Here is a 20,374-nt window from a genome sequence, read left to right on the forward strand (position 1 = left end):
TCCTATTTTTAAGATGTGATGCCCCCTCCTGCCAAATATTGGTGCCTGCTGCTTGTCGGATTGTGTATGTCGGCTTTTGCCTATGCGCAAAAACAGGGACAGCAACGGATAGATTCGCTGCAGCGAAAGCTTCCTTTACTGACCAACGATAGCGACAAGGTTATTGCCTTGAGCCACATTTCATTTGCTTATTTTCCTATTAATCCAAGGCAAGGCATTGCTTATGGCGAAAAATGCCTGCAACTGGCCAGGCGCATCGGTTTTGGCAAAGGCGAAGCATTGGCTTACAATGCATTAGGCGCCAATTATTGGGCCAAGCGCAATTTTTTAAAGGCGCAAGATTACTACCTCAAGGCCCTAAAGATCAATACGAGGCTTAAAGACAAGGCACAGATGGCACGTAATATCCACAACATAGCCGATATCTATTTGCGTTTTGATCCGAATAAAGCCCTGGGCTATTATCAAAAAGCAGTAGCTATTGCACGCGAAATCAATGATCAGGAAAAGATTTTGGGCTATCAAGCCAATATTTCCAGCGCTTACCAGATTCAGGGAAATTATTCGGAGGCCTTAAATTACCTGCAAAAATCGGTAGACCTGGCCAAAAAGCTCCACCGCCAAAGAGATGTGGCGGCCTACGAAAGCCTGATGGGAATTATCGAAATGGAAACAGGCCATTACAACCGGGCGCTGCAATTGGCTACCGATGCCTTGTCGATTTTTAGACAGATCGCCGCAACCAATCCGGCCAAAGATGATATTCCCCGCACGCTGCTCAACATAGCCAAAATCTATGGCAGGAAAAACGATTCGAAAAATGCGCTACTCTATAACCAGGAGGCTTTCCGCTTGTTCGATCAGCTGCCGGGCAACATGGGCAAGGATTATGCAGCCGAATGCCAGAACAACATCGGTCAAATTTACCTCAACCTGGTGTCTGTAAAAATAAAACCAGACACAAAGTATGTTCAAGATACGGTACTGAAAAGCCAGTTGCGCCACTCGGAAGCCGCTTTTCGGAAATCCATTTCCATTTCACTCCTAGCCAAGCAATGGGACGCGCTGACCATTGCGCAGCATGGTTTGGTTAAGGTACAGAAATTATTGGGCCAGCCTTATGCCGCCTTAGCTACCTATGAGGATTATTCGGATTTTAAAGACAGTGTTTACAATGCGGAAATGAACAAAAGCATTGCGCTGCATCAAATGGATTTCGAATACAATCAAGAAAAGGATTCTTTAAATACACTGAATAAATTGCAGGCCAGTAAAATTCAGTTCCTCGACCAGCAAAGGGTGTTAGACCATTTAAAAGTAAAGCAGCAATGGCTCTATTTTTTTCTCACGCTGATTATCTTCTGCCTCATTGCCTTTTATTTCCTTTACAGGTACAGGTTAGCACAGGTACGCCTGAATAACGATTTGCACAACGAGAAAATGAACAAGCAGCTGCAAGAGGCCGAGTACAAAAAAAACATGAACCAGAACACCGTGGCTACGCTTATTTCGCAAATGAATCCGCATTTTATCTTTAATGCCTTAAATACCATCCAGAGCTACATCTATTCGGACAATAAAAAATTGGCTGGCGAGTACTTAGGCAAGTTTAGCGACCTGACCAGAAAAATATTAGACAACAGCAACAAAGCTACCATATCGCTGGCCGAAGAACTGGCCCTGCTCAACTTGTATCTCGATATCGAAAAAACAAGGTTTGGCGAAGAGCTCAATATTGTTTTAAGGGTATCGCCTGCCATTGATCCCGAAAATTTCTATATCCCTCCCATGCTGATCCAACCCTTTGTAGAAAATGCCATTAAACATGGACTTATGCACAGCAACAACACAAAGCAACTGCTGATTGAAATAAACGTACCCAACCAAATCGAGGATACGCTTGAAATCATTATAGACGACAACGGCATTGGTCGCGAGCAGAGCAAATGGCTCAACAGCAAACGCAATGGTCACCGGTCATTTGCCAACGATGCCAATAAGAAAAGAATCGATATTATTAATCTGCACCTGGAGGCACAAAAAATTGCCCTCGAAATCATCGATAAAAAAGCCGGCGACGGTTCGCCGCTGGGAACCAAAGTTGTATTGCTCATCCCTAATTCTTTAGATTAAATCGCTCAAAATCATGTATAAAGCAATTATTATAGAAGATGAATACCATGCAGCCAAGTTGCTGGAAAGTATGTTGAACGATATAGAACCTTTGGTGCAGGTGGCAGACAAATGTGTAGACCTGCCGTCGGGCGTACGGAGTATCAGGATGCATAAACCAGATGTGGTTTTTCTTGATATAGAACTGCCGGTGTACAGTGGTATTCAGTTGTTGGAGTTTTTTGATCCAAAAGAAATCGACTTCGAAATCATCTTTACCACGGCTTTTAACGAATATGCGCTTAAAGCCTTCGAAATGTGTGCTATCGATTATTTGATGAAACCCTTGCAGGAACACAAGCTGAGAGCCGCCATTGAAAAGCTGTCTTCTGTAGCCCATCATACCACCAAAGCGTTGTTGCCTGCATTGAAGCATAATCTTTTAAACAGCGCGCAAAAAAAGATGGTGTTGCCCGTGGCCAGCGGATTTGAAATCGTAGATGTTGAAGATATCTGTTTCTTTAAGGCCGAAGGAAGTTATACACACATCTCCATCAAAGATGGAACCCATCATTTGGTCAGCAAGAATTTAAAGCATTTTGAGCAGCTACTCGAGGGAACCAAAAACTTTTTAAGGGTACACCGAAGTGTAATGGTCAATGTGCTGTTTATCAAAAAAATAGTACGAAACGTTGGCTATACCATGCTGCTCAACGACAAAACAGAACTACCCGTTGCCGAAGAAAGGGTACGTGATCTATTGGCTATTTTACAAGAATTATAAAAGCTAATATTTTTAGTTTTTTATTTTAAAATCCAAAAATGAAATACTAAATTTGTTAGTGTTATGAAAAAGGCAGGCACAGCAGATTTACCTTTGCACCATGGATTTGTTCCCCTATGGCTGGCAGAGCGCATGGCAAAACTGGGTCGTGCCATTGTAGAAGAAATCTTAGCCCATAAGGGAAAAAACGAATTATTGAGCCGGTTGAGCGATCCTTTTTGGTTCCAAAGCTTGGGTGCCGTTATGGGGATGGATTGGCATTCATCGGGTATCACTACCTCGGTAATGGGTGCCCTCAAGCGCAGCATCAATCCCAATGCTAAAGAATTTGGCCTGTATATTTGTGGCGGCAAGGGCAATCAATCTAAATTAGCTCCTAGCCAGTTGCTAAAATACGCCGAATCGAATGGATTGGACGGCAATTCGTTGGTTCGGTCGAGCAAGTTAAGCGCAAAGGTTGATAATACTGCCGTTCAAGATGGTTTTCAGCTCTATCAGCATCATTTTGTGGTCAGCAATGAAGGCAATTGGACAGTTATCCAGCAAGGCATGAGCAATGCCAGTGCCACAGCCCGGCGATACCATTGGCATGCCCCTTCCCTACAGTCGTTTACAGAAGAGCCACACACCTTTGTGTATGGCGAAAATCGTGGGGCTATCCTCAACCTGACCGACAAGCAGGCCCAGCCGCTAAAACAATCCATTATGGATATCGCTTCCGAATCGCCGGTTAAAATGCTTGCCGAAATTGAACAGGTTAAAAGATTGGTGATGCCGAATCATCACGATGTGCGTGCCGAAAACATAGATATGAAACGCTTGGGAGCAGTTTTATGGCTGGCACAGGAAAAAAACGTTGCCAATTTCGAAGAATTGTTGCTTTTAGAGGGTTTAGGTCCTCGAACGTTGCAATCGCTGGCTTTGGTAAGCGAAGTGATCCATGGCAGTCCGGCTAGGTTTAAAGATCCTGCCCGGTTCTCTTTTGCACATGGCGGCAAAGATGGCCACCCCTTCCCTGTTCCTACCAAGGTGTATGATGAAACCCTTGCCACTTTGCAAAATGCCATCTACAAATCAAAACTGGGCCGTTCGGAGCAATCGCAGGCCATCAAAGCCCTGTCTAAAATAGCTGCAGGCGTGGAAGACGATTTTGTGCCCAATGGAAATTTCGACGAATTGCTTGCGAAAGAAAGAGCCGATTCGTGGAAATATGGTGGCCGAACGGTTTTTGGGAAGGCCAAACCACCAACATCAACCCAATTAGCCTTATTCTGATGATCGATTACAATCAATTAACCGTACCCGAAGCCATTGCCCTGCAAAAGGAAATGAGAAAGGATCTCCGATTTGAAATCCCAGACCATCAGCCTATCCATACCATTGCCGGAGCAGATATTTCGTACAATAAAGACAGTAACCTGTTTTATGCAGCCATTGTGGTATTGAGCTATCCCCAGATGACTTTGAAGGCCTATTCGCTAGCCACCGGAATTAGCGATTTTCCTTACATACCCGGTTTTTTGGGTTTTAGGGAAGTACCTACTTTGCTAAAAGCTTGGGAGCAACTGCGCCTTAAGCCCGATGTGGTGGTACTGGATGGACAAGGCATATTGCATCCCAGGAGGATGGGAATTGCTTCACATTTTGGTGTTTTAACCCATCAGGCTACCATTGGTTGTGCCAAAAATTCGCTATATGGCAAATACAAAGAACCCAACGGCCTTAAATATTCTTTTAGCGAAATGCACGAACAGTCAACTTTGCTGGGTTATGCCTTACGCACCAAAGCAAACAGCAAGCCCGTATACATTTCCCCAGGTTATGGACTAAGCTTGCCCAAAAGCCTTTTGATCATGAAACAATGTGTTGGCAAGTACCGAATTCCAGAACCTACGCGATTGGCTCATGAAGTGGTTAATGAGTTTAGGATCGGAAAACTGAAAGCCGGTTTTAAGCTTGTTGAACAAATTCCAGAACTATTTTGAGCCTGATAAACCCAAATCAACTATTTTTACGGCATGACAACTAAAAAATCAACCCTTGGCTTTATATTCATTACCATTTTAATCGATTGTATCGGCTTTGGCATCATTATTCCTGTAATGCCCAATTTGGTTAGGCAACTTTCAGGAAAATCATTAGCCGTAGCTTCAGAATATGGGGGCTTGTTATTGGTGGCTTATGCAGTTGCACAGTTTGTTTTTTCGCCTATTGTAGGAGGCTTGAGTGATAAATTTGGCCGGCGACCAATTTTGCTCATCTCTTTATTGGGCTTAGGCATTGATTATATCTTGTTGTCGTTTGCCCCAACTATAGCCTGGCTGTTTGTGGGCCGTATTATTGCCGGAATTACGGGGGCAAGTTTTACGACGGCCATGGCTTATATTGCCGATATCAGTACGCCAGAAAAGAAAGCACAGAATTTTGGAATGGTTGGTGTAGCCTTTGGCATTGGATTCATCATTGGCCCCATGATTGGCGGTTTATGTAGCCATTTTGGGCTTCGTGTTCCCTTTATGGTGGCCGCTGGCTTGGCACTTTTAAACTGGCTGTATGGCTATTTCATCTTGCCAGAATCTTTGGCGAAGGAAAAAAGGCGCGAATTTTCCTGGAAAAGGGCTAACCCGGTTGGCTCTTTGGTTAGCGTTTCTAAATACCCAACCATTATAGGGCTGGTTTTTGCCTTGCTATTGCTTTATATTGCCAGTCATTCCGTGCAATCTAATTGGGGCTATTATGTTATTGAGAAATTCAAGTGGAATGAAGCCATGATTGGGTACTCTTTAACCGTGGTTGGTATTGCCGTTGCCATTGTGCAAGGTGGCCTGATTAGGATTGTCATTCCTAAAATTGGCAATAAAAAAGCCATCATTTTAGGGATGTCGCTCTATATTATTGGTTTTTCCTGCTTTGCTTTTGCGCCCAACGGCTTAATGATGATGATTTTTATTCTTCCTTATTGTTTAGCGGGTATTGGAAATCCAGCTATGCAAACTATCATTTCCAATCAGGTACCTGATAATGCCCAAGGCGAAATCCAAGGTATCCTGACCAGCATGCAAAGCGCAGGTGCTATCATTGGCCCATTTTCAATGGCTTATATTTTTGCGTATTTCATAGGAAACAATCATGGTATTTATTTTCCCGGTGCTCCTTTCATTTTTAGTGCGCTACTGACCTTGGTGGCCTTGTGCATCATTGTTGCTACGCTCAGAAAACACCATTAGAGCAGTTCGTTGGCCAGGTTGGCCAGTTCGCTCCTTTCTCCTTTTTGCAGGGTAATGTGTGCGTAGAGCGGGTGCTTTTTGGCGTTTTCGATGAGGTAAGAAAGTCCGTTGCTTTCCGAATCGAGGTAAGGCGTGTCAATTTGATAGATATCTCCCGTAAAAACGATTTTGGTATGTTCTCCGGCCCGCGAAATAATGGTTTTGATTTCGTGCGGGGTAAGGTTCTGAGCCTCGTCAATAATAAAAAATATCTTGGTAATGGTTCGTCCACGGATAAAGGCCAAGGGCGCAATCTCTATTTTTTCGGTACGGATCAGCTCGTCGATCTTGGCCAGCATCTTGTCGTCGCCATTAAACTGCTCCTTGATAAATTTGAGGTTATCCCATATCGGGGCCATGTACGGATCTACCTTGGCTTTCACGTCGCCCGGCAAAAAACCAATGTCCTTATTACTGAGCGGCACAATGGGTCTGGTAATGTAAATCTGCCTGAAATCCTTCCGTTGCTCCAAAGCACTAGCCAGGGCCAGCAGGGTTTTTCCGGTACCTGCATTGCCTTGTATGGTAACCAGCTTAATGTCGGGATTAAGCAGGGCATCAATGGCAAAGGCTTGTTCGGCATTGCGCGGAGAAATATTGAAAACCGGTTCCTGATTTACCAAACGGAGGGTTTTGGTAACTGCACTATAAGCTGCAATGAGGGTTCTTTTCTTGTTTTTTAAACTGTAGAAATGATTGGAATCCTTATAAGGCAGCTCCAAACCGGATGCTTCCACAATCGTGTTTTTTTTAATATCGTCGAGGAGTTCGAGCGGAACATCTTTCAATTCGGTTTTACCACTGTACAGCTCATCGGCATTTTTGATTTTGCCGGTTTCGTAGTCTTCAGCATGCAGGTTAAGCGATTTGGCCTTTAGCCTGAGGCAAATGTCTTTAGAAACGAGAATGACCTTTTGCCCTGGATTCTCTTCTTGCAGGGCTAATGCGGTATTTAGAATGCGGTGATCGAATTTGCCTTCGCCAAAGAGTTTTTCGGCATCCATACTTTTGGGACTTTCATTCAGTACCACCTTGAATTTGCCCAAACTGTTTTTGCGCAAAGAGAACCATTCATTGATCAGGTGTTTTTTTGAGGCTTGATCGATGATTCTGATGAAGTTCCTGGCTTCGAAATTGCGCGTGTCGTTGCCGCTTTTAAAATTATCGAGCTCTTCTAAAACCAATACAGGAACGGCTACATCGTGTTCTTGGAAATTGTTGACTGCATCGTGATCGTATAAAATAACCGAAGTGTCGAGTACAAATATTTTTTTTGACGGACTGGAATCTGGTTTGCTCTTCGTGGACATAACGTAAATTTAAGCTTTATCAGCAAAAAAAATAGATTTTTTATTCGTACATGCCTTATGGTATTCTGTTCTGAAATCTCCCAAAAAGCAAAACGGAGACCTGCCTCTTTCGATTTAGATCTCCGTTTTAACCTTAAAGTTAACCGTAGTTAACAGTAAGGCATCAATACCATACTTGACCTTGTTCGTTACCGTTTGCTTCCTTGCGAAACCAATCGTCCGTTTTCAAATTGTTGTCAGCCTGCTTTACTCCGTAAAATGCCACAGTCTGCAATAATGTTTGATACGAGCTGTTCAAATCAATATGGGTCTTGCGACCTGAGCTCTCTCCAAATCCATCTGTTCTTTCAAATGATCTGATTTCTGAGTGGCTTCATTCTTTATAAAAATGCCGTCGTGAGACTTTATTTATTATAAACCGACTTTAGTCTTTCGACGTTCTGTCAGATTTGCTTTGCTTTTTGAATACTCCCAGAAATTTTAGCCTTTCGACTTCATTTCTGTTTTGGATTATCCTATCAAACTGTCAAAGTACTTCGTAATTGATATTGTCTAAGTTAGCAGGAACAGCAATGTTTGTCAAGAAAAAACGATTTATTTTCTTAACAAGTTATAAACCTTTATAAATGAGTTTGTTAACATTGGATTTAACTAAAAAAATGCATTTCCATGCCTTATTTGCTTTATTGTTGCAAATCAGCACATTGTTATTAACAATCTGATTTCCTGTGTTTTTCACAAAATCTTGCTCAAAACGTATTTTTTTGAATCGGAATTCTGCTTATTTTTAGTCGAAGCGCGCCAACTCTTGGAATTTTATATACCAAAAAGACCGAGCCTTTAAGGCCAAATCTGTAAATTTGTATCATGCTCCAGCAACCCGTTAGAAACATACAGGATTTTTTACTCAGTACTTATTTCGCCGACGGTTTGCGTATCACTTTTGGAGTGCTCTGTCCCTCGCTTGTTTTGGCACAGTTCGGGATGCTGCAATATGGCATGACCTTATCGCTGGGGGCTTTGTGCATTAGCGTAGTTGACTCTCCCGGGCCCATTGTGCATCGCCGCAATGCCATGCTGGTTACCACGCTACTCTTGTTTGTGATTTCTATTGTGGTGGGCTTAACCAACAAGAGCGTTTATTTTACGGGTACTTTGCTGGTTATTTGCAGCTTTATCTTTTCCATGTTTTTTTTGTACGGCGCCAGGGCAGCTTCTGTGGGTACCTCGGTTTTGCTGATCATGGTATTGAGCATAGACGACGTGAGGCCTTGGCAACAGGTAATTTTTTATGCCATGTTGGTCTTTGCCGGAAGTATTTGGTACACATTGCTCAGTTATTTTATGTACCGCATACGCCCCTATCGACTTGTACAGCAAACTTTGAGCGATTCGATTCTGGAAGTGGCCGAATTTCTAAGGGCAAAGGCCAAATTCTATCACCAGAACACCAATTACGAGAAGAACTATGCCGAATTGCTCCAGCTACAGGTTGATGTGCACGAAAAACAGGAAGAAGTTCGCGAAGTACTTTTTAAAACCCGCGAATTTGTAAGGGAATCGACACCGGAAGGCAGGTTTCTCCTCTTGGTTTTTGTAGATATGGTCGACCTGTTTGAGCAGGTCATGTCTACCTACTACAATTACAAGCAGTTGCACGAGCAGTTCGATTCGGCCGACATTTTGCCCAGGTACGAAAGGGTAATCAATAAAATCGCGGTTTCGTTAGACGAGATTGCCTTTGCGCTTAAAAGCGGCGGTACGCCTTCCCTCGCCCATCGTCTGGTAGAAGATGTGGCTAAGCTGAAGGCCGCAATTACCGAAATGGAAAGCAATAGCGAGCAGAAATACAATACTTTGGGCTTGATTGCCTTGAAAAATATTGAAGTCAACATCGAAAATATTGTGGGCCGCGTTAAAACCATCAACAGTTATTTCAACAAAAGCGAGAAGAAAAAACTGACCAAGCGCGAAATAGACGTAGAAAAATTTGTAACGCGCCAAAGCTTTGATGCCAAGCTTTTGCTGGACAACCTCACCTTCAGCTCATCAACCTTTAGGCACTCGCTGCGTGTGGCCATTGTTATGCTGATTGGATTTGTGGTGGCCAAAAGTCTCGATTTTGCCCATAGCTACTGGATTTTATTGACCATACTGGTGATTTCGAAACCTGGCTTTAGCTTAACCAAGGAAAGAAACTACCAGCGTTTAATCGGAACCGTGGTAGGCGCTTTTATCGGGATGGGCATTTTGGTGTATATTCACGATAAGCATACGCTTTTTGTGATTTTGCTGATCTGCATGATCGGGTCTTACAGCTTTCAGCGCAAAAACTATGTGGTGAGCGTGCTGTTCATGACCCCTTACATTCTCGTGCTTTTCGATTTCTTAGGCATGGGTAGCTTATCTATTGCCAGGGAACGAATTTATGACACACTGATTGGTTCTGGAATTGCACTTTTGGCCAGCTACTCTTTATTCCCCAACTGGGAACACGAGAAGCTAAAGGAAGCGATGATTGAAATTATAGCGGCCAACACCAAATATTTCGAGCAGGTTACGCTTCTTTATTTCGAGGAAAGTCCTAACCTGACCAACTACAAATTGGCCCGAAAAGGGGTTTATGTAAGTTCTTCAAATTTGTCGTCGTTGTTTCAGCGGATGTTTTCGGAACCCAAAAGCAAGCAACTGTACATCCAGGAACTGCATCAGTTTACCGTACTTAACCATTTGCTGTCATCGTATACGGCTACCTTATCGCTGTACAAAAAGGAACATGCTTTTGTGCACCTTAATTTTGAAGAACTGAGGCCCATGATAGATAATACGGTTTACCTGCTCAATCATTCGGCAACCAATCTCAAAATCCATAAGGAAGAGCCCAGCAACGTACCACTAATCAGGCGTAAGCACGAAGAAGGCCCGCCCGGCGAAAATCAGACGATGATTATTGAAGAACAGTTTGATTTGATTCAGAAGGTAGCCTACGATATTTTTAAGTTGAGCGAAAAGATCAAAATCTAGCAGCAAACATTCATTTTCAAACAAGTTCATATCCATTTTGTTAATTAAGGGATTAATACGAAATGATATGGAAAAATTATATACGGCATCTGTTACGGCTATAGGCGGTAGAGATGGCCACATTAAATCGAGTGATGGCATTTTAGATTTTGATTTAAGGAAGCCCAAAGAAATGGGTGGTCAAGGTGGGGCAAGCAATCCAGAACAACTTTTTGCGGCGGCCTGGGGTGCCTGTTATTTAGGGGCTTTAGGGAGTGTGGCGGCCCATGATGGCATTGATGTAAGCGAAGCCCATGTCAATGTGCATGTTTCCTTTAACAAAGACGGCAATGCTTTTGTGCTCTCTGCCGATTTAGATGTTCATGTGCCAGGCATCAGCCATGAAGAAGCACAGCAACTGGCAGACAAGGCGCATCGGGCATGCCCTTATTCGAAAGCAACCAGAGGCAATATCGAAACAAGGGTTACCGCAGTATAGTTTAAAGCCCTAATTCCAAGACCTGGTTCTGCTCGCGCCATAATACGTACAGGGTATTTTTAAAGACCCTCAATTTGCCATGAATGTAACTGGTTACAATATCGGCATCGCTAATGTATTCTGGCGAAAGGTAATGAAGAATGCCTTTTTCTGTAGAAACAAACAGGGTTCCATCGGCAGCTATGGCTATGCCGTCTATTTTGAGATCGAGCTTAATTACTTCTCTTGATACTTTAGGCCCATAATAAACCACCGTGTGGCCAATGGCCATGACTACAGCTGTTGTGGTGGTGGCCATATCGTTAATGGCTATTTCGCTTTCGAAGAAGAGCTGCAATTCCTTGCCGTTGTACTTCCAAACCTTCCAAAGCTTGTCTTGCCTGCCCATGATATACATCAGGTTCTTATTTACGCATCTGATATTGTAGCTGCCACCAGGTAGATATGCCAATAATACCGGAGTATTGTTTGTTGCGGCCCCATTTAGTTGCAACAACATTTTCTTCCCCTCTTTTTCGGCGATCAGGTATACCGAAGTATCATTGGGCAGGTAATCGATGGCATGAATAATGCTCTTAGCCGATGGGGCCAAAAACCATTTTTTCCAGCCCGCAATGTAAATGCCTCCCGCAATTGGCACAACCGACAGGCCGGGATCGATAACCGCAAAATTATGGATGGCATGGCTAACTTTGGGAAACAGGCTCTGCTCAAAGGGCTTGTTGATGTTGATCAGTTCTTTTACATCTATATTTTGGGCCTTTACCTTAAAGCCGAGCAGGAAGACCAGAAGCAAACAAATGTTGCCCCATTTAATTGTTGCCATTTACGATAATTTTAATGTCTTCAACCGGACTTTTTTTCTGCATTACATAGTGACGCAGCAAACCAAAGGTTTTCTTAGGCAAAGTTTGCCAAAACTCTTTATCTATCGCCTCTATCTCGCTGGTATCGCTGTCGTCAAAGGCGTCAAATAACTTTCCAACGTGTCCCCTGATCTCCTTATGGTATTCGGTTAGGGTAATGGCGTCGTACTTTTTGACTTCAGCCCTCGATTGTTCGAATATGCTGGTGTACTTTTTAAGTACAGGGTCTTTGTCTACGAAATCCTGCAGGTATTTCGTGGCGAACTGTCTGGATTTCTCTTCGATTTTGCCAATGATCCTGTCTTTAAAGTTCTTGGGATTGAGGTCATCCTTTAGTCCGTTAAACTCCCTGCTCAATGCCGCTTCTTCTTCATCTTTTGAAGGTGTGATGCCAAAAATGGTAGCCACGTTGGCTACTTCGTAATCTACCCATTTCTCTTTCAGCCGCTTACCCCTTTCTTTAATGTAATTGGTAAAACTTTCCAAGCCATTTTTGAGATAGGGCGACGGCTGGACCTTTTCAAAAGCAGCCTCGGCCAAAGTTCTGCTGTTGGTATTTCTCACTACTTCTCTTGCATCACTCTTGTAGTTGTCTTGGGGTACATCATCAAGGGTATTGTTGGCGCGGTGCTGGTCTAGCTTTGATTGGGTATTGGCATTGTTATCAGCCATTTCATTATTGAGCTGTGTCTGGTTGGCGGCCAGCAGGTTGTCTTTTTGCTGTTGCAGCAGGCGTTGACGTTCCAATTCGGCTAATGCCTGTTGCTGAGCCAAGGCTTGTTGCTTTTGTTTTTCGTTTGCGGCAGCATTGGCATTGACGGTAGCCATTTGCTGCTGCTTTTTCTGGTCGGCTTCCGCTAAATCCTGCTGCTTTTGTTGGGCTTGTTTGGTAGCGCTCAGGTATTGGGCATTTATGCGCTCGCAATCTAACCTTTTGCCATCCACGCTATTTTCGAGCTGACTGATTTTATTGTTATATTCCTGCTCTTTTTTAGCTATCTGCTCTGCCGTTGCGGCCACTACCCTCCTGCCGCTTTTGGCTCCGGCCGCAATATGGCTTTGAAAATCGATGCGGTCTTGTTTTTCAACTTCCGTTTTGCTGCGCTTGCAATCGCTACAAAAAAGGCCTTGGCGAAACTCTTCTAAAGAGGTTTTCTTATCCTGCCTCATGGCCATGAGCTTTTGGGTTAAACTTGCTTTTTCGGCATTGCAATCGTCAAACCGCTTTTGGTAACTTGCCCTATCTACCTCTTGCGCCAGGGCAAACATAGGCCATAATAAACTCATCAAAAGCAATTTTCTCATAGCGACATGTATTTGGTGGCAGTAGACCTCAGGTTGGCAATTTCATTTTTTAAACGCTGGTTGTCAGCTTTGAGCCGATCGGCTTTATCGTCTTTTACGCTTGAGGATACCTTGCCAAAAATATTGGTAGCAGCACCAAGCAAAGTGCCTGTTTGACTGCCTTGCACGGCACTATCGTTCATGAGTTTGCTGCCCAATGCCGATACGTTTTGCATATTGCCAGACCCTCCTATCAGCCGTTCGATTTCGCTATTGTTGTATTCGTAAATCTTTTGGAGGTTATCGGCCATTTCGTTGCAGATCATGTTCAGGCGTGCCCTGGCCTTTTTCTGTGCCTGTTTGGCTATGGCGTCTTTAGCCTCTGTATCGCTGATCTGTACATAAATGGTATGGGCCTTATTTTGTGCAGCCGTTGTTGAGTAATCGGTATAATTGGCGTATAGTTTGCGTTTATAAGGCGAAACATAGTTTTTTTCGTTTTTAATATCGTCGTATATTTCGGCTATTTTAAGCAAACAAGTCATTGCTTTTCCAGTCCCCGTAAACGCTGGATTATCGGCAACTGCCCTATAGGATTTCTCTGCCAGGCCATAGTCTTGGTTTACTTCAAAGAAACGACCCAATTCGAAAAAGGCATTCGGATCGTTTTTGTCGCAGGCCGCATACAGGTTTCTAAACTGCGCCCTCGATTTATAGGGCAAGGGGAAACTGGTAAAATTGAGGCCAAAATCGACATCAAAATAATTCATTTTTGCCTGCGGCAGGTTCCTGCGCAAGTTGATCAGCGATTGCCCGTTAACCGGCGAATTCTGCAGGTTGAGCATGGTTACCGACGTAAGCTGACCAGCGGTAATGCGAATGTCTTTTATCTTGTTGCCACTGAGGTTCAGCGTTTTGAGACTGGGCAAGGTAAAGAGCGACGAAGGTAAGGCTGTAAGGTTGCTGTTGCTAAAGTCGATGGTTTCCAAACGCTTAAGCTGCGCTATTTCTGTAGGGATTTGATTGAGTTCTAATCCAGCAATAACAAGTGTTTTTAACCGCTGGCATTGCAATACTGCCGTTGGAAATTCGGTTAGCCTTTTGGTATTGGCTTCGGCATTGCTCATGCTAATGGGCTTCTGGTAAGTGAGGTACAGTTCGTACAAGAGCTTAAGCTCACCAAAGTCTTTAGGAAATTTGAGGAAAGTTGCCGGAATGGTCAGGGCGCGAAGCTTGGCTAAACGTCCGATAGAATCGGGTAAAGCGGTAATTTTGGTTTGGTCGAGGTTGAGCTCTTCCAATTGAGAAAGATTGTAAAAAGAAGCTGGCATCTCCTTAATGGGGTTATCGTTCAACCTGAGGCTTTTGAGGTTTTTATAGCCGCTCAGCTTCTCGAGCGACCGGATGTCGTTTCCTGCCAGGTTTAACTTGGTTAATGCCGGCAATTGGCCTAGGCTAAGTGGCATTTCGCTCAGCCTGTTGTCTTGAAGCGAAATGATTTCCAGTGCATTTGTACTTGGGTCGTAGCCTTTTTCGAAAGCGCAACTCGAAATCTGGTTATTCGCTAAACTCAATTCGTTCAGCTTGGCCAATTGTAGCAATTGTACCGGAAACCTGCCAAATTTATTGCCGTTGAGCGAAATAAAAGTGATATTCGACTGTTTGGCTTTGGCCATTTCTTCATCGCTGAGCTTGATACTGGATAAACCTGTACTGTCTAATAGCAGGTATTTAAGCGATGGGAGCTCTAACAGTTCGACAGGGAACTTCTTTAAAGGATTGTGTTTAAGATTAATCAGGACTACGTTTTGAAATTTTTTGATTTCTGGAGGCAGTACCTTCAGCAGTTGCTTGCTTAGGTCGAGGTATTCTACTTGTTCGGCCACAGGTAAGGCTTTGGCAATCGTAACAAAACGCTCTTTCTGCTCATAGTCTACATAGCTAGGCGGCCTGGCCACCACCGGAGGTTCTGGTTCGGGCATGGGTTCTTCTTCCTCTTCTGTCTCCATGGGTTTAGCCGGTGCAGGTTTTGCGACTGTCTTTATCTTGCTGGTTTTGCTTTTTGTACCTGTAGTTTTAGCGGGCTTTTTTTTGGTGGCCTGCTGTGCAGCACCAGGCTGCACGGCCACACAGAGCGTTAGGACAAATACGAAGGCAATTAACCTTAAAAAGGTAGGCGAAAGACGTTTTAGGATTTCCATAACTGCGCGTCAATTGATTAATAATGAACCAAATTAGCTAATGCAAAAGCACCTGCGAAATCGAATGTGCAAAATACCTAAAAGTAAGTATGCGCCTTTAGGCCATAAAAAAGGCCGGAGCAATTGCAACCGGCCTTTTTATTTAGGGATGATGAGCTAAAGTTATTTGTCCCACCAAACTTTCCCCACCAGCTTATCGCCACCTGGAACAGCCGCAGAGGCGCTACGGTAATTGGCCGCATTAGATACGCCCTCTGATAAAGGATAAGGAAAACGGCGTGGAATGGAGCCACCAGTATTGGTATTTGGGTAAACAATTGGTACAAGGGCTGGGAAACCGGTTCTGCGCCAGTTAGACCAGGTTTCGTAAAAATCGAGCATGGTAATGGTATGCGCCCAATATTGCGTGGCAATCATTTCGAGCCCGTTGGCTGCTACATAAGGATGTGCTGCTAAATAAGCAGCTGCATCGCCAGCGCTTACGGCCATGGCCGCATCGTACTGCGACAAGAAAGTGATGGCGGCGGTTACGCCTGCATTGTAATGTGTGGCTGCCGGACCATTGATGCCGTAGCGTTGCGCCGCTTCGGCCCACATCAGTTCGGTTTCGGCATAAGTTAAGATAAAGGTATTGCCATCTTCCTTAATCATGCCTGGATGTGGAGAAGAATAGTCGATAAAAGCGGTAAACGAAGGATCTTGACGTACATCCCTACCGGCAATGCCACTCAGGTCTTTGCCGTTTGGCATTCCCTTTTGATTGGCTGGCGTGGCATCGTAGGCTGGGTTTTGACCTTTAATGCTTTTGTCGCCATCGGTAAGATACAGCTTGGTTACTGCTACTTTGCCTAATCGAGGATCGGCATTGCTTTTTAGGTAATTAACGAAGGTATTGCTCCACCTTACGTAAAAGTTTTCCTGACCGCCATCCCCCAGCAAGACTTGGCTATTTCTGTTTTTGGTTACACGTCCACCAGAGGCATCATGGTGTACAAAGGCGTTATCGTCGTTGCTGGTCATGGTTTTGCCAATGGCTTTGTTGATGTAGTTTTGGGCCATTGTTGCATCGGCTTTGCTCAATCGCATCGCCATGCGCAGCATCAGGCTGTAGCCAAAACGTTTCCATTTGTTGATATCGCCACCATAAATCAAATCGCCACTGACGGCACCTCCACCGGTAGTTAGTGCCGAGCTGGCCTCGTCCAACTCCTTTAACAGGTCGGCATAAATAGCCTGCTGACTATCGTATTTGGGGTAAAGGTTACCGTTATAATAGCCGCGTCCGGCATCGAAATAAGGGATATCGCCATACAAATCGGTTAGCCTCTCGAAAATAAGCGCTTTCCAAATCCTACCCACTTGGTAAACATTATTGTACTGAGGCTTTGTTTTGGTCGATTCGACTAGATCCACAATGTATTTAACCTGGTCTGGATAGGCTTTTTCCCAATAGGCCGCGGTGTAGCCTTCGTTGAGCATGTACTTGTCGCCTGCCCAATAGCTGATTACCGATGAAAAGCCCTGCATCATGGTTGAGGCATAGATGAGGTTGCCCCTCCAGGTTTCGTAGGCAAAATCGGTGCTTCCGGTATAAGTTAATTGGGCGGTAGACAGTAGGTAGTTAGGGTCGTATTTATCTTGTCCAACCGAAACAGGGTCGGTATTGATTTCTTGAAAGTCTTTGGTACAGCTTGCGGTTAAGGCTAATCCAAACACTGAAAGTACTAGATATGATTTTCTGATCGTTTTCATTTTCAATTTTTTTAAAGGATTATAACTTAACACTTAAATTTAGGCCATAGGTGCGCACCGGCGGTACCCCGCCCAATTCCAAGCCTGGGAAAGTGGCATTATAACTCGATTCGGGATCGATATTGTCTGTTCTCTTCATCAAGATAAACAGGTTACGCCCTACAAAACTTAGGTTTAAGCCTTTAATTTTATTGTTGAACATTTTGGCTGGAAAGCTATAGCCGATCATCAGTTGCCTAAACTTGATGAAACTGGCGTCCTGTACAAACTGTTTAGAAACGTTGTTGGCATAGGTACTATAATAAGTAGCCGCGTTTACGCCCAAGGCATCCCGGTTTTCGAGTGTAGCCTGATGCAAGCCAAAAACATAGCCATAGTAATCGGTGGCCGAGAATATTTTGCCACCCCATTTGCCATCTATTAAAAACAAAAGGTTAAATCTTTTATACGCGAATTCGTTGTTCCAGCCTGCGGTGTATTTGTTAAAGGCAGAACCGTAAGCCTTAAGGTCGCCCCTTTCTGGTGCACCGTTTACGTCTTTAACAATATTGCCACTGGCATCGTACTTAAAGTCGTAGGCCATTACTTGGGCAGCGGCTTTGCCAGCCAGGTTTTGCAAGAAACCCACCCCGGTTCTCGAAGTAGCAATAGGCTGCGATACAGTTCCAGGAGCTAAGGTAAGTACTTTGTTGTCGTTATACGAGCCGTTTAAAGTGGAAGTCCAGCTGAAATCCTTGTTCTTTAAAACTACACCCGATACCAATGCTTCAATACCCCTGTTCCTCAATTCGCCAGAGTTTAGAACCGCACCGCTATAACCTGTAACCGTTGATGTGGTTACATTGATGATTTCATCTTTGGATTTTTTGTTGTACCAGGTAACATCGAGGTTCAAACGGTCGTTCAAGAAACGCATTTCGGTACCTATTTCCAATTCGTTGGCCTTAGAAGCCTTTAAGCTTGAATTCGGAATGTAAGGATTTACAATATTGCCAATTGGTTTACCATTGATGGTTTCGCTGCGCAAATTGTAGTAAAGCTGAGTTTGGAAAGGGTCTGTGGCCTGGCCAACAATAGCATAGCCAGCCCTTATTTTACCGAAGCTTAAAAACGATGGTTTCCAAAGCTCGGTAAATACAAACGAACCGCTTACCGATGGATAGAATACGCTCAGCTTATTGTCTTTTCCGGGCGTAGCCAAAGTAGAGAACCAGTCGCTACGGCCACTTCCGGTTAGATACAGGATATCTTTGTAAGCCAGCTCCAAGGTGCCGTAAACTGATTGTACTTCCTGGTCGCTTTGGGTATAGTTGAGCGCCTTGGTTTTGGTATTGGTGAGTTTGTAAACACCAAATATGGCAAATTCCCCACCCTGATTGGTGGTTTGCGTAATTTTGGTACGCCTAAAGCTGGCGCCTACGTTTGGCGTAATCGAGAAATCGTTTACCTTAAAGCTTTTGCCTATCAAGGCGTCGGCATTCACGTCGGCAAATTTGGTTTGTTGCTCGGTCATGCCTCCCAAAGGGTTATAAGCCGTACCTGAAGGCGTAACCGCAGTATACTGGTCGTTATAAGCATCGCGACCTACCCGGCCTTGCAGGAACAATCCGTTGTCAAAAGTGTATCTGGCATTAAAAGAGCTCAATAAACGTTCTCTTTTGGTGTTATGGATGAACTCGTAGGCGGCAAACCAGGGGTTGGTTGCATAATTGTTGCTGGTGTTGTAAGAAAGTTCGTTGCCATCGGGCTTTTTGCCGGGCTTTAAGTTGTTGATATCAACACTTGTGGGCAAAAAAGTAGCATTGTAGTTGGCATTGCCAGCTCCGTCAGAAACCATGGGCCTGTTTTTGGCTTGTTCGAGAATATAGTTGAAGCGTGCGTCAATCGTCAGGTTTTTAATGGCATCAACTGTTCCGGCCAAGTTAAAACTCTGCCTGTTCAAGCCTGAATTAGGCACTACAGAATTATTGTTGAGGTTACTGGCCGAAATACGCATTACGCCTCCAGTAAACGACTTGTTGAAAGCCAAGGTATTGGTAAAACTGCCTCCCGTGCGATAAAAATTGCTCACGTTATCTTTTTGGGCAACGTAAGGTCGGCTTACCCCATCAAACTGGATCACACTGCTGCCATCGAGCCTGGCGCCCCAGCTCGAACCGCCGGTAGTACCGGCATCTAGTTGAGTGGAAGGTTTTACGCCATTGGCACCTTGTCCATATACATATTGCCAGTTGGTGCGATCCATCACCTGTTCGGCAACGTAATTGCTGTTAAACTCGATGTTATTGCCCTTGCCACTTTTGGTGGTGATCAAGATTACCCCTGCCTTGGCCCTGTAGCCATATAGCGCAGAGGCGGCGGCCCCTTTCAATACCGAAATACTTTCGATGTCGTCGGGGTTTAAGTTTCCAATCGCATCGCCTAAATCGGGAGAATTGTCGTATTGCGTACCGTTGTTGCCCGAAGGATTAAGATTGTTGATCCCAACCGGCTTGTTTTCCATCGGTACACCGTTAATTACGTACAAAGGCTGACTGGTTTGGTTTAGGCTGGAAACGCCCCTAATGGTTACGCTGGTGGCCGAACCCGCGCCACCGGTACTAGAACTGATGTCTAAACCAGCCACTTTGCCTACCAGCGAATTGGCCACGTTGTTTTCTCGGGCTTGGGTTAAGGTTTCGCCACCAATTTGGGTTACCGAATAGCCCAAGGCCCTACGCTCTCTTTTAATGCCCAATGCAGTTACTACCACTTCGGCCAATTGCTTGGTATCTTCTGCCAATACCACGTCGATGTTGGTTTGTGTGCCCAGCACGATTTCCTTTGATTGGAAACCGGCATACGAAACAACCAAGGTGGCATTTTCGGGAACATTCAGTGCAAATTTGCCATTCACATCGGTAGAAACCCCCGTAGTGGTTCCTTTTACCCTTACCGATGCCCCTGGCAACGCGCCGCCATTGGCATCTTTTACGGTTCCGGTTATGGGGATGTCCTTGTTTCGGCTAATGATGACCAAGCCACCTGCCGAGATGGAATATTTTAAATTCGTTTTGCCTAAAACCGTGGCCAATACATCGGTTACAGGCGTATTGGTTACGGTAATGCTGATCATCCTGTTCACAGGCACGTAAGACGAGCTGTACACAAAATGGTAGTTGCTCTGCTGTTCGATGATCTGTAATACCTTGGCCAGCTTTGTCTTCTTTACATCGAGCGTTATTTTCTCTTGCGAAAAAACCGATGCAGAAACATTAAGGCAAGTAATGAAAACCACTATACAGGTTAATTTCATTA

At 44.4% G+C, this 20,374-nt stretch carries 13 protein-coding genes; 7 read left to right on the forward strand and 6 right to left on the reverse strand.

Annotated features, from left to right (window positions below; genetic code table 11):
* Positions 1 to 66: 66 nt before the first annotated feature.
* The 5 genes from AC6H1S_RS08940 to AC6H1S_RS08960 all read left to right on the forward strand — a co-directional run bounded on the left by AC6H1S_RS08940 (position 67) and on the right by AC6H1S_RS08960 (position 6,123).
* The gene (locus AC6H1S_RS08940) at positions 67 to 2,133 is read left to right on the forward strand and encodes a tetratricopeptide repeat-containing sensor histidine kinase (protein WP_497565949.1); all 2,067 of its coding nucleotides are present in this window, start codon (positions 67 to 69) and stop codon (positions 2,131 to 2,133) included.
* Between the two features lie 13 nt (positions 2,134 to 2,146).
* Entirely contained in the window at positions 2,147 to 2,896 is a 750-nt protein-coding gene (locus tag AC6H1S_RS08945; RefSeq protein ID WP_497565950.1) for a LytR/AlgR family response regulator transcription factor, read from the forward strand.
* 63 nt (positions 2,897 to 2,959) lie between these two features.
* Positions 2,960 to 4,171 (forward strand): DUF763 domain-containing protein, encoded by a 1,212-nt coding sequence (locus AC6H1S_RS08950; protein ID WP_497565951.1) that lies wholly within the window; start codon positions 2,960 to 2,962, stop codon positions 4,169 to 4,171.
* Positions 4,171 to 4,881 carry an endonuclease V gene (locus AC6H1S_RS08955; protein WP_497565952.1) on the forward strand — a complete coding sequence of 237 codons (711 nt, stop codon included), beginning with the start codon at positions 4,171 to 4,173 and terminating at the stop codon, positions 4,879 to 4,881. The genes AC6H1S_RS08950 and AC6H1S_RS08955 overlap by 1 nt, the downstream gene beginning before the upstream one ends.
* Positions 4,882 to 4,914: 33 nt before the next feature.
* Positions 4,915 to 6,123: a TCR/Tet family MFS transporter gene (locus tag AC6H1S_RS08960; protein ID WP_199138126.1), complete on the forward strand. Its 1,209-nt coding sequence runs from the start codon at positions 4,915 to 4,917 to the stop codon at positions 6,121 to 6,123.
* On the opposite strand, the gene AC6H1S_RS08965 is transcribed toward AC6H1S_RS08960, so the two are convergent.
* Positions 6,120 to 7,472, reverse strand: coding sequence for a PhoH family protein (locus AC6H1S_RS08965; RefSeq protein ID WP_497565953.1), 1,353 nt, complete (start codon positions 7,470 to 7,472; stop codon positions 6,120 to 6,122). The genes AC6H1S_RS08960 and AC6H1S_RS08965 overlap by 4 nt on opposite strands.
* An 867-nt stretch (positions 7,473 to 8,339) precedes the next feature.
* On the opposite strand from AC6H1S_RS08965, the gene AC6H1S_RS08970 reads away from it, so the two are divergent.
* Both AC6H1S_RS08970 and AC6H1S_RS08975 read left to right on the forward strand, forming a co-directional pair.
* Positions 8,340 to 10,496 (forward strand): FUSC family protein, encoded by a 2,157-nt coding sequence (locus tag AC6H1S_RS08970; protein WP_497565954.1) that lies wholly within the window; start codon positions 8,340 to 8,342, stop codon positions 10,494 to 10,496.
* Positions 10,497 to 10,563: 67 nt separating this feature from the next.
* Positions 10,564 to 10,974: an organic hydroperoxide resistance protein gene (locus tag AC6H1S_RS08975; protein ID WP_497565955.1), complete on the forward strand. Its 411-nt coding sequence runs from the start codon at positions 10,564 to 10,566 to the stop codon at positions 10,972 to 10,974.
* A gap of 1 nt (position 10,975) precedes the next feature.
* Here AC6H1S_RS08975 and AC6H1S_RS08980 read toward each other — a convergent pair whose 3' ends face one another.
* The 5 genes from AC6H1S_RS08980 to AC6H1S_RS09000 all read right to left on the reverse strand — a co-directional run bounded on the left by AC6H1S_RS08980 (position 10,976) and on the right by AC6H1S_RS09000 (position 20,372).
* Positions 10,976 to 11,800, reverse strand: a complete 825-nt coding sequence (locus AC6H1S_RS08980) for a hypothetical protein (RefSeq protein ID WP_497565956.1) — start codon at positions 11,798 to 11,800, stop codon at positions 10,976 to 10,978.
* Positions 11,787 to 13,145 (reverse strand): hypothetical protein, encoded by a 1,359-nt coding sequence (locus AC6H1S_RS08985; RefSeq protein ID WP_497565957.1) that lies wholly within the window; start codon positions 13,143 to 13,145, stop codon positions 11,787 to 11,789. Before AC6H1S_RS08985 ends, AC6H1S_RS08980 begins: the two co-directional genes overlap by 14 nt.
* Positions 13,142 to 15,325 (reverse strand): leucine-rich repeat domain-containing protein, encoded by a 2,184-nt coding sequence (locus AC6H1S_RS08990; RefSeq protein ID WP_497565958.1) that lies wholly within the window; start codon positions 15,323 to 15,325, stop codon positions 13,142 to 13,144. Before AC6H1S_RS08990 ends, AC6H1S_RS08985 begins: the two co-directional genes overlap by 4 nt.
* Before the next feature lie 162 nt (positions 15,326 to 15,487).
* A complete protein-coding gene (locus AC6H1S_RS08995) occupies positions 15,488 to 17,077 on the reverse strand; it encodes a SusD/RagB family nutrient-binding outer membrane lipoprotein (protein ID WP_497565959.1) in 1,590 nt (529 codons plus the stop codon).
* A gap of 19 nt (positions 17,078 to 17,096) precedes the next feature.
* Positions 17,097 to 20,372, reverse strand: a complete 3,276-nt coding sequence (locus AC6H1S_RS09000) for a SusC/RagA family TonB-linked outer membrane protein (protein WP_497565960.1) — start codon at positions 20,370 to 20,372, stop codon at positions 17,097 to 17,099.
* Positions 20,373 to 20,374 lie beyond the last annotated feature (2 nt).

Source organism: Pedobacter sp. TM02, from assembly GCF_059705275.1.